This is a genomic window from Sphingomonas sp. (assembly GCF_035490575.1).
Taxonomy (GTDB): Bacteria; Pseudomonadota; Alphaproteobacteria; order Sphingomonadales; family Sphingomonadaceae; genus Sphingomonas.
On record NZ_DATJLI010000178.1, the window covers coordinates 20,810 to 29,520 of the forward strand.

The 8,711-nt window shown below is 66.1% G+C and carries 13 protein-coding genes; 2 read left to right on the forward strand and 11 right to left on the reverse strand.

The genetic code is table 11. The annotated features are described in order from the left end of the window. Positions 1-44 precede the first annotated feature (44 nt). Positions 45-2,213, forward strand: coding sequence for a transglycosylase domain-containing protein (locus tag VL973_RS13670; RefSeq protein WP_325284581.1), 2,169 nt, complete (start codon positions 45-47; stop codon positions 2,211-2,213). Here the strand turns inward: VL973_RS13670 and VL973_RS13675 are convergent. The 3 genes from VL973_RS13675 to VL973_RS13685 are packed head-to-tail and all read right to left on the reverse strand — an operon-like array spanning position 2,186 to position 3,899. Next, on the reverse strand, positions 2,186-2,818 hold the full coding sequence (locus VL973_RS13675) for a M48 family metallopeptidase (protein WP_414712253.1): 633 nt from the start codon (positions 2,816-2,818) through the stop codon (positions 2,186-2,188). The genes VL973_RS13670 and VL973_RS13675 overlap by 28 nt on opposite strands. Before the next feature lie 38 nt (positions 2,819-2,856). Further along, on the reverse strand, positions 2,857-3,306 hold the full coding sequence (locus VL973_RS13680; protein WP_325284583.1) for a YcgN family cysteine cluster protein: 450 nt from the start codon (positions 3,304-3,306) through the stop codon (positions 2,857-2,859). Next, a complete protein-coding gene (locus VL973_RS13685) occupies positions 3,294-3,899 on the reverse strand; it encodes an SCO family protein (protein WP_325284584.1) in 606 nt (201 codons plus the stop codon). Before VL973_RS13685 ends, VL973_RS13680 begins: the two co-directional genes overlap by 13 nt. Before the next feature lie 66 nt (positions 3,900-3,965). Between VL973_RS13685 and VL973_RS13690 the strand changes: the two genes are divergently transcribed. Continuing rightward, positions 3,966-4,583 carry an ankyrin repeat domain-containing protein gene (locus tag VL973_RS13690; RefSeq protein ID WP_325284585.1) on the forward strand — a complete coding sequence of 206 codons (618 nt, stop codon included), beginning with the start codon at positions 3,966-3,968 and terminating at the stop codon, positions 4,581-4,583. Here the strand turns inward: VL973_RS13690 and VL973_RS13695 are convergent, their stop codons facing one another. The 8 genes from VL973_RS13695 to VL973_RS13730 all read right to left on the reverse strand — a co-directional run. Next, positions 4,584-5,066 carry an MmcB family DNA repair protein gene (locus tag VL973_RS13695; protein WP_325284586.1) on the reverse strand — a complete coding sequence of 161 codons (483 nt, stop codon included), beginning with the start codon at positions 5,064-5,066 and terminating at the stop codon, positions 4,584-4,586. 38 nt (positions 5,067-5,104) lie between these two features. Next, the gene (locus VL973_RS13700; RefSeq protein WP_325284587.1) at positions 5,105-5,662 is read right to left on the reverse strand and encodes a cell wall hydrolase; all 558 of its coding nucleotides are present in this window, start codon (positions 5,660-5,662) and stop codon (positions 5,105-5,107) included. A 262-nt stretch (positions 5,663-5,924) separates the two neighbouring features. Beyond that, on the reverse strand, positions 5,925-6,254 hold the full coding sequence (locus VL973_RS13705; RefSeq protein WP_325284588.1) for a DUF1491 family protein: 330 nt from the start codon (positions 6,252-6,254) through the stop codon (positions 5,925-5,927). Next, positions 6,251-6,709: a PaaI family thioesterase gene (locus VL973_RS13710; protein ID WP_325284589.1), complete on the reverse strand. Its 459-nt coding sequence runs from the start codon at positions 6,707-6,709 to the stop codon at positions 6,251-6,253. Before VL973_RS13710 ends, VL973_RS13705 begins: the two co-directional genes overlap by 4 nt. Further along, complete coding sequence (locus VL973_RS13715; RefSeq protein ID WP_325284590.1) at positions 6,699-7,166, reverse strand: PTS sugar transporter subunit IIA; 468 nt, start codon at positions 7,164-7,166, stop codon at positions 6,699-6,701. The genes VL973_RS13710 and VL973_RS13715 overlap by 11 nt, the downstream gene beginning before the upstream one ends. Position 7,167: 1 nt before the next feature. Next, on the reverse strand, positions 7,168-7,764 hold the full coding sequence (hpf, locus tag VL973_RS13720) for a ribosome hibernation-promoting factor, HPF/YfiA family (RefSeq protein ID WP_325284591.1): 597 nt from the start codon (positions 7,762-7,764) through the stop codon (positions 7,168-7,170). Between the two features lie 32 nt (positions 7,765-7,796). Continuing rightward, positions 7,797-8,501, reverse strand: a complete 705-nt coding sequence (gene dnaQ / locus VL973_RS13725) for a DNA polymerase III subunit epsilon (RefSeq protein WP_325284592.1) — start codon at positions 8,499-8,501, stop codon at positions 7,797-7,799. 6 nt (positions 8,502-8,507) lie between these two features. After that, positions 8,508-8,711: dephospho-CoA kinase (locus tag VL973_RS13730; RefSeq protein WP_414712252.1), on the reverse strand; the 204-nt coding region annotated here is incomplete at its 5' end.

The window sequence follows — 8,711 nt, forward strand, 5'->3', positions numbered from 1 at the left end:
CGGCGCTTGTGCCCATGCCCCTGCCCGCCTAATCGCAAAACGCGATGCCCCCTTCCAAGCCCCGCAACCCGTCGCGCCCGCGCAAGCAACCGGTGCCGCGCTGGCGCCGTGTCGCCATCTGGACATTGATCGCGGGCGGCGCGGCCGTGCTGATCGCGGGGCTGGCGCTGCTGATTGCGGTGTATACCGCGCGCACGTCGTTGCCGAGCTTCGACGATCTGAAATCATCACCCAACGGCCAGATGATCCGCGTCCATGCCGCCGACGGCACGGTTCTGGTATCGCTGGGACCGAGCTATGGCGAATGGATCCCCTATCGCAACATTCCGCTGGTCATGCGCCAGGCGATGGTTGCGGTCGAGGACCGGCGTTTCCGGTCACATTGGGGTGTCGACCCGATCGGCATCGCGCGGTCGGTCAAGACCGCGATCGAAAATCGCGGCACCGGCCGGCGGTTGCAGGGTGCGTCGACCATCACGCAACAAGTGGCGCGCACGGTCTTTCTGTCGAACAAATATGATTTCGGTCGCAAGCTGCGCGAGATGATCCTGGCGCTGGCGATCGAGCGGAAATTCTCGAAGGACCAAATCCTCGAACTCTATCTGAACAAGGTTTATTTCGGTGGCGGCGCTTATGGCATCGACGCGGCGTCGCGCCGTTTTTTCCAGCACCCCGCGACCAACCTGTCGCTTTCGGAAGCCGCGGTGATCGCCGGTCTGGTCAAAGCGCCCAGCCGCTATTCGCCGACCGCCGATGCCGAGGCCGCCGTGGGTCGCGCGGGCGTCGTCCTCGACCTGATGGTCGAAACCGGCGCGATCAGCGCGGGGGAGGCCGCCGCCGCCGAACCGACCCAGGTCAAGATGGCGCCCGAACCGCGCCAGAACAGCGTGCGTTACTTCACCGACTGGGCGCTGCCGCAATTGGAAATGCTGATCGACGAGACACAGGCGCCGCTGGACGTGTGGACCACCCTCGACCTGTCGATGCAGGCGGCGGGCGATCGGGCGATCGGCGCGCACGCGCCCGCCGGCGCACAGGGGGCGCTGGTCGCACTCGACCGCGACGGGGCGGTGCGCGCGCTGGTCGGCGGCAAGGATTACGTCACCTCGAACTATAACCGCGCGACCCAGGCGACACGCCAGCCGGGTTCTGCGTTCAAGCTGTTCGTGTATCTCGCCGCGCTGGAAGCGGGCGTCCGGCCGGGCGATCAGGTCATCGACGAACCCGTCAGCATCAACGGCTGGAGCCCGCGCAACAGTTCGGGCCGCTTTGCCGGGGCGATGGATGTGCGATCGGCCTTTGCCTATTCGGTGAACACCGTCGCCGCAAAGCTTGGCCAGCAGGTCAGTTTCGGCGCGGTCGCCGACATGGCGCGCCGCTTCGGCATCACCACGCCGATCAACACCCAGCCGGCAATGGTGCTGGGCACCAGCAATGTCCGCCTGATCGACATGACGCGCGCCTATGCCAGCGTGGCCAATCGCGGCGTCGCGGTCACGCCCTATGGCATCACCCGCGTCACCGCGAACGGCCAGGTTATCTACGCGCACGAGGTCGATACGTCGCGCGTGCTGGTGGCGCCGTTCGTCGCCGCGCAGATGACCGACCTGCTCCAGTCGGCGGTCGCCACCGGCACGGGTCGTGCGGCGCAAATCGGCCGTCCGGTCGCGGGCAAGACCGGCACCACCAGTTCGAACAAGGATGGCTGGTTCATGGGCTTTTCCAGCGGTCTGACGACCGGGGTCTGGATGGGGCGCGACGATGCGCGCGCGGTCGGCGGATTGCAGGGCGGCCGTGCCCCTGCCCGCGCCTTTGCCGATTTCATGAAGGTTGCCGTTGCAAAACGGCCCGTCGAACCGTTCGAGACGCAAGTGACGCTGCCCGAATGGCAGGTCGAACCCGATGACGAGAGCTATTTCGGTGAACCCGACAATGGTCTGTTCGTCGGTCCCGATGGCTATCCGCTCGACCAGGCGCCCGCACCCGGACAGGGCGATTTCGTGACCCCCGGCGAGGAAGGCGGCGAATATGCGCCGCCGCCGGTGGAGGACGAACGCGCCAACGAACGGCTGGACCGCGACTGGATCGACCGCGCACTGGGTCGGACACCGCAGGATAGCCGCCCGGCGGAAGAGCGCCGTCCCCCGCCCTATCGCGAACCACGGCGACCACCGCCGCGCGAATATCAGGACCCCGGCTTCCCCAACCAGTGAAGCGCCGCGCCGTGGCGGCGCAGCCACGCCGTTGCCGGACGCGGATCATGGCCGAGCAGTTCGGCCTCCAGCGCGTGAAAAGCCGCACCGTGATTCATGTGCCGCCGATGCGCGACTTCATGCGCGGCCACGAAGGCCAGCACCGCGCGCGGCGCGCAGATCAGGCGCCAGCTATACCGGATCGTCCCCGACGACGAGCAACTGCCCCAGCGCGCACGCGGATCGCCGATCGCCACGCGTTCGACCGGCACGCCGGCGCGGACGGCGGCGGTCATGGTTTCGTCGGTCAGCGCCGCCAGCGCCTGTCGCTTGAGCCAGCGTTCCACGCGTGTCGAAAAGCCGTCGACCGGTCCGCCGACGATCAGCCGCTCGCCATCGCTGCGCGGCATTCGCGGTGCGCCCGCATCCCACTCAAGGTGCAGCGTCCCGTCCCCGAACGGGATGACCGCGCCGGACACAAAGGGCGTCGCCGTCGGCAGGCGCGCGCGCTGCGCCTCGATCCAGTCGCGCTTGCTCTGCGCCCAGGCCAGCCCGTCGCGCTTGGATCCGCGCGGTGGCAGCGTCAGCCGCACCACACCACTGGCGGAATCCACCGACAGCCGCATCCGGCGCGCGCGGGGATGGCGCACGACTTCGATCCCGCTCACAACGGGCGGTCGATCAGATGATGCTCCCAATCGCCGGCATCCTGTTCGCTGACGGTCCAGCCGCGCACCGATTCCCCCGCGCGGTGAACCGCATCCGGATCGCCGCAGACCAGATGATGCCATTCAGGCAAAGCCAGCCCCTCGCCACGCAGGCGATAGGCGCAGGTCGAGGGCAGCCACGCGATGCCGCGCATCACCGCGCGCGCGGTCAGCCGGATGCAATCGGGGACATAGGCGCGGCGATTGCGGTAATCGCTGCAGCGCGCCGTTTCCCGGTCGAGCAACCGGCACGACACATTGGTCGCCGCCAGTTCGCCGGTGTCTTCATCCTCCAGCTTGTGCAGGCAGCATTTGCCGCAGCCGTCGCACAGCGCCTCCCACTGTGCGCGGTCGAGCTGGTCGAGCGGCACATCCTCCCAGAAGCGGCCCGTGGTCACTGCACCCATTTGTCGAGCGTGTCGGCCACCGCCTGCCCGCTTTCGTCAGCGGGGACGAGGGCGATCGGGCGCCCTTCCCCGTCCATCAGATAAACCTGGCGGCTGTGATCCATCAGGTAGCTACCCGGTGTCGCCCCTTCCTTGCGCGCGGCATAGATGGCGAAGGCCTTGCCGACGGCCGCGATCGTTTCAGGCTTACCGGTCAGAGCGACGGTGCGCGGATGAAAATTGGACACGAATTGCTTGAGCGCCGCCGGATCGTCGCGCCGGGGGTCGACCGTCACGAAAACCGGGACGACGCGCGCGGCGCGTTCGGGGTCGGTTTTCTCGAACGCGTTCAGCCCCGCGGTGATGTTCGCCATGTCGACCGGGCAGACATCGGGACAGAAGGTATAGCCGAAATACATCACGCGCCATTTGCCCGCCAGATCGCGATCCGACACCTGACGCCCATTCTGATCGGTCAGCGTGAACGCCCCACCGATGCGCGCCCCTTCCAGCGGTGGCGCCTCGACCGGGCCAGCGGCGTTGCACGCGGACATCAGCAGGCCGAGCGAAAGCAGGGCGGCGCGCGGGGCGCGGCGAAAGATGCGTTCATTCATGGCATCGCCAGCCATGATCTGTTAGCGAACGATCCGCAAGCCATCGCCCAACAGGAACGTTTGCCCGTGATCCGTAACTTTGTCCCCGCCCTTCTCCTCGGCACGCTTTCGGTCGGCGCCATCGCCCTGCCGATGCCCGCATCCGCGCAGCAATTTTCGGAAAGCTACAAATTCCTCGAAGCGATACGCAAGGAAGACGGGACCAAGGTCAACGAGATCCTCGGCGCGCCGGGTCAGACGATCATCAACACGCGCGACAGGGTCAACGGCGAGGGTGCGTTGCACATCGTCACCAAGCGCAACGACCCCGTTTACCTGCGATTCCTGCTGCAAAAGGGCGCGAATCCGAACATCGGCGATTCGCGCGGTGAAACGCCGATGCTGATGGCCGTCGCCAGCGGTTTCGGCGAAGGGATCGACATCCTGATCCGCTACAAGGCCGATGTGGATGCCGCCAACAGCGCGGGTGAAACGCCGCTGATCCGCGCGGTTCAGATGCGTCGTTTCGAAATGGTTCGACAGTTGCTGAAAGCCGGCGCCAATCCCGACAAGACCGATATCGTTGCCGGCATGTCGGCGCGCGATTACGCCAAGCGCGACGCGCGGTCGCCCGCCATTGCCAAGCTGCTGGCCGATGCTCCAGCCAAATCGGCACGTCGTTCGACCGGCCCGGTGCTGAACTGACTAACCTTCGGCGGCAATGCCGTCGGGGTCCATCACCGCCATCAACCGGCGCGCCGCACGCCTTGCCAGCGCCAGCGTGCACCGCTTGCGGACATGGGCGGGCAGGGGATGCGTGGCGGGTTCGCGCAGCACCGCGGCGTCATATCGATCGGCGATGATAATCCCCGTCCGCTCGGGCAGAAACGCCGCGCCGTCGAACGGGCTGGTATCGAATCCCTCCGGCACCGCCCAGTAGAAACGATCGCAATGGGCCAGGTAATCGGTCCATTTGCCGTCGCCCAGCAGGTCGGCGCGCGACACCTTGATCTCGACGATCACCAGCCGCCCCGCCGCATCCACCGCCATCAGGTCCGCGCGACGCCCGCCATCGAGCGGCACTTCGGCAATCGCCATCAGGTCATGGCGCAACAACAGCCGACACACACCGCGCGAAACATCGGCGGCGACCATCGGCTGGATCGTTGGAACGGGAAGGCTGGCCATGACCCGCCTCTAGAACAATTCATGAACGAATGGAAGGCTCAGCGATAGAAGATGTGGTTGCCCAGCATCGCCACCTTGGCCCGGTTCCAGCTGGGCGAGACGTGGCGCGCGTGGAAGAACAGCGCGTCGGGCGCGTCGCTTTCCCACAGACGCTGGCGGGCCACCTGTGCCACGGCCACCGCCGTCCGCCACGACGCCCTGCTGGTCGCCACGCCCGGCAGGCGACCACCGCGCACAAAGCTGAACTGCCCGCGCTGCGTCAGCACCTTGCACACGTCGGAGGGAAACCGGCCCGAACGCGCGCGGTTGAGAATCACCTCCGCCACGGCGAGCTGGCCGTGCAGCGGCTCACCCTTGGATTCGAAATAGATGCCGGTCGCCAGGCATTTCAGCTCACGATCGACGGTCGCGGGCACTGCCTGCGCCGATACGGCTTCACGCAGCGTGTCGAAATCCGCGGCCGCCGCCGACGCGTCGGCAAGGGCAACGGGTTCCGCTTCCCCTGGTTCCTCGTGCGTCCACTCGGCCGGGACGATGGGCGAGGGGGGTGTCGGAACTGATGCTGGATAGGCGGCGTTGATAACCTGACCGGACATACCGAGCGCGAAGCCCGGCGTTGAAATGCATACCGAGATGGCTGCACAGAATGTCACCGCCGCGAGCGATGCGGCGCGTGCCCATTGCGTCATTTCATATCGTACATATGCGGTTGGTGCGCGACGCGGGTTGAAACCACCAATTCATCGGTGGCCCACCGGCGCCGGGCTTCCCCCCGACTGCGTCACCACCGGGATCGCACCCCGTCGGCACAACGCCAAACAAAACGAGCGCGCCTAATCGTTGTGCGGCGCAGCGATGTCAACCCGTCGCGATGGTTTCGTCGGCGAAGCGCTCGCCTTCTGCGACGTCGACCTCCACGACCCATAAATCGGGGTCCCGATCGCGTCGGCGTTGCCAATATGCCTGAACGGTTTGCGAATCGGCACCGCGGGGTCCTGATTCGATCAGCCGCCCATCCTCGCCGAGTCCGCGCTCGCCAAATCGCGGGCGCTCGCCCCGATCGAGGAACAGGATCAGGATCGCCCCGCTCATCGGATCGCCGCGCGCCAGCACCATCGCGCTACCGCCAACGGCGTTCACGCGGCGCACCAGCGCGGACACCCGCATCGCGCTGGTCAACCGGCTCATGAACGCGAATAGCCGGGCAACGTCGCCAATGCGATGCGTGATCGCATGAACGTGCCGGTGCCGCGCGCGGCTTCCTCCCCCTCGGCATCGATCAGCCGGGCATCGCCGACGAACACGCGGCGCTTGCCGCTGATCCAGCGGCCCTCGGCAACGACGGGACCAGCCGATAACGGTCGCGTGAACAACAGGTTGAACTGCGTCGTCAGCATGAACCGGTCGGTCACCAGGCTATTGATCGCATAAAAGGCGGCGTCGTCGAGCAGCTTGAAATAACTGGTCCCATGTGCCGCCCCGGCAGCGTGGAAATATCGCTCGTCAACGTCGAAATGGATGCGCGCTACCCCGGGCCCGGCGATCTGGAGCCGCGATTCGAACAGGTGATTGATCGGCGCGGCGGCATAGAGCGATTCGAGCGCGCGGAAATGCGCCGCCTCGCCCGATCGCTCAGGCGGCATCACGCGCCTCGACCCCGGTGAGCAACGCGTAAATGGCGTCGCATGAACCCGCGCCGCGCAGCTTGTCGGCAAAACTGGTGTCGCGAAGCTGCCGCGACACCCGCGCCAACGCCTTCAGGTGGGCGCCCCCGGCATCGGCCGGAGAGACGAGCAACAGCACCAGATCGACGGGCAACCCGTCGACCGCCTGAAAGTCCACCGCGCCCGTGAGCCGCGCGAAAACGCCGCGCACCTGCGCGACGCCCTCGATCCGCACATGGGGAATGGCGATGCCACCGCCAAAGCCCGTCGATGCCAGCCGCTCACGCGCGACCAGTCCATCGGTTACGCGTCGCGGGTCGAGGTTCATCGCCTCGCCCGCCAGCGTGCCCAGCGTCTGGAACAATGCCTTTTTGTTGCCCACGCCGATGTCGATGAACACGGCGTCGGGGGCGATCAGGTCGCTCAGATCGGTCACTTTATCCCGCGCGGTTCGGCTCGACCCAGCCGATCGTGCCGTCATGGCGGCGATAGACCATGTTATAGGTGTCGGTGCCGGCATTCTTGAACAACAGTGCATTGGTGTTGCGAAGGTCGAGCATCATCACCGCGTCGCTGACACTGGCCGAAGGCACGTCGACGCGCGTTTCGGCGATGATCGCCGGCGCATCGGCGACTTCGATCTCGTCCTCACCATCGCCGCCGAATACGGTGTAGCCGGCATCATAGCCATTGTCATAGCCCATGGATTCGGCCGCGACGATCGCCTGACCGGCATTGCGGTCCTTCAAGCGGCGCATATAGCGGCGAAGCTGCTTCTCGATCTTGTCGGCCGCCCCGTCGAACGCGCCATGCGCGTCCTGACCCTGGTTCGAGCTTTTGAGGATCAGGCCCTGCATGACATGCGATACGATGTCGCAGGTAAAGCCGTGATCGTGGGGACCTTTACCGAAAACCACCTGTGCCGAGATCGCGCGCGAGAAATATTTATCAGCGATCCCCTGAAGACGGTCGGTCACGTGGGTCTTGAGCGCATCACCGGTTTCCACCTGATGTCCCGATACACGGACGTCCATCTTCCTTCTCCTTCTTTGCTGTGGCGGGCGACCTAGGTTGCGGCCACGGGGGCGTCAACGACCCAAAGCGGATCCTTGAGACCGGCGATAAAGGTTGTGTGGCGTGCAAGTTCCTCCGCCGACGCCGAAAAAATGCGCGCCGGGCGTGTCGGTGCCCGCCCGGCGGGGGCGATCAACGGTGCTTCGGGCACGCCTGCTGCCTCTGCCGTCAGGCCGAGGCCAATCTGGCGGCCACCCGTCAGCTCGACATAGACCTGCGCCAGCAATTGCGCGTCAAGCAGTGCGCCGTGCAGCACGCGTCGGCTGCGGTCGATGCCGAAGCGGGTGCACAGCGCGTCGAGCGTATGCTTGGCCCCCGGCAGTCGTTGCCGCGCGATCCCCAGCGTATCCACCATTCGCGTCATGCACACTGGCGGGCGGCCGCATTTGCCCAGTTCGCCGTTCAGAAACGCAAAGTCGAAACCGGCATTGTGCGCGATCATCGGCGCATCGCCGATGAAATCGATCAATTCCTCGACATGGTCGTGAAACCGCTTCTTGTCGGCAAGAAAGGCATCGGACAGGCCATGAATCGCCTGCGCCTCGGCCGGCATGGCGCGGTCGGGGTTGAGATAGACATGGAACACGCGCCCCGTCTCGACCCGGTTCACCATTTCCAGACAGCCGATTTCGACAAGCCGGTCGCCGCCGGGGAAGCTGAGGCCCGTCGTCTCGGTGTCGAACACAATCTCGCGCATGGCCCCTTATTCACCCTGTGGCGGGTCGAGGCAAGCAAGGACCGATGCGACCGACGCGCGCGTCTCATCGAGCGATCCGCCGGTTGGAATGACGAAATCGGCGCGGGCCCGCTTTTCAGCGTCGGGCACCTGTTTCGCCAGGATCGATTCAAACCGCTCAGCCGTCATGCCGGCTCGGGCGAGCACGCGGGCGCGCTGAATGTCGGCGGG

Bases quoted from the DNA above. Each gene is read 5' to 3' on its own strand.
- hpf (WP_325284591.1), bottom strand. From the start codon at position 7,764: ATGGACGTCCGTGTATCGGGACATCAGGTGGAAACCGGTGATGCGCTC.
- VL973_RS13710 (WP_325284589.1), bottom strand. From the start codon at position 6,709: ATGCCGCCTGAGCGATCGGGCGAGGCGGCGCATTTCCGCGCGCTCGAA.
- VL973_RS13680 (WP_325284583.1), bottom strand. From the start codon at position 3,306: ATGGGTGCAGTGACCACGGGCCGCTTCTGGGAGGATGTGCCGCTCGAC.
- VL973_RS13705 (WP_325284588.1), bottom strand. From the start codon at position 6,254: ATGAGCCGGTTGACCAGCGCGATGCGGGTGTCCGCGCTGGTGCGCCGC.
- VL973_RS13685 (WP_325284584.1), bottom strand. From the start codon at position 3,899: ATGAATGAACGCATCTTTCGCCGCGCCCCGCGCGCCGCCCTGCTTTCG.
- VL973_RS13695 (WP_325284586.1), bottom strand. From the start codon at position 5,066: ATGGCCAGCCTTCCCGTTCCAACGATCCAGCCGATGGTCGCCGCCGAT.
- VL973_RS13675 (WP_414712253.1), bottom strand. From the start codon at position 2,818: ATGCGGCTGTCGGTGGATTCCGCCAGTGGTGTGGTGCGGCTGACGCTG.
- dnaQ (WP_325284592.1), bottom strand. From the start codon at position 8,501: ATGCGCGAGATTGTGTTCGACACCGAGACGACGGGCCTCAGCTTCCCC.
- VL973_RS13670 (WP_325284581.1), top strand. From the start codon at position 45: ATGCCCCCTTCCAAGCCCCGCAACCCGTCGCGCCCGCGCAAGCAACCG.
- VL973_RS13700 (WP_325284587.1), bottom strand. From the start codon at position 5,662: ATGTCCGGTCAGGTTATCAACGCCGCCTATCCAGCATCAGTTCCGACA.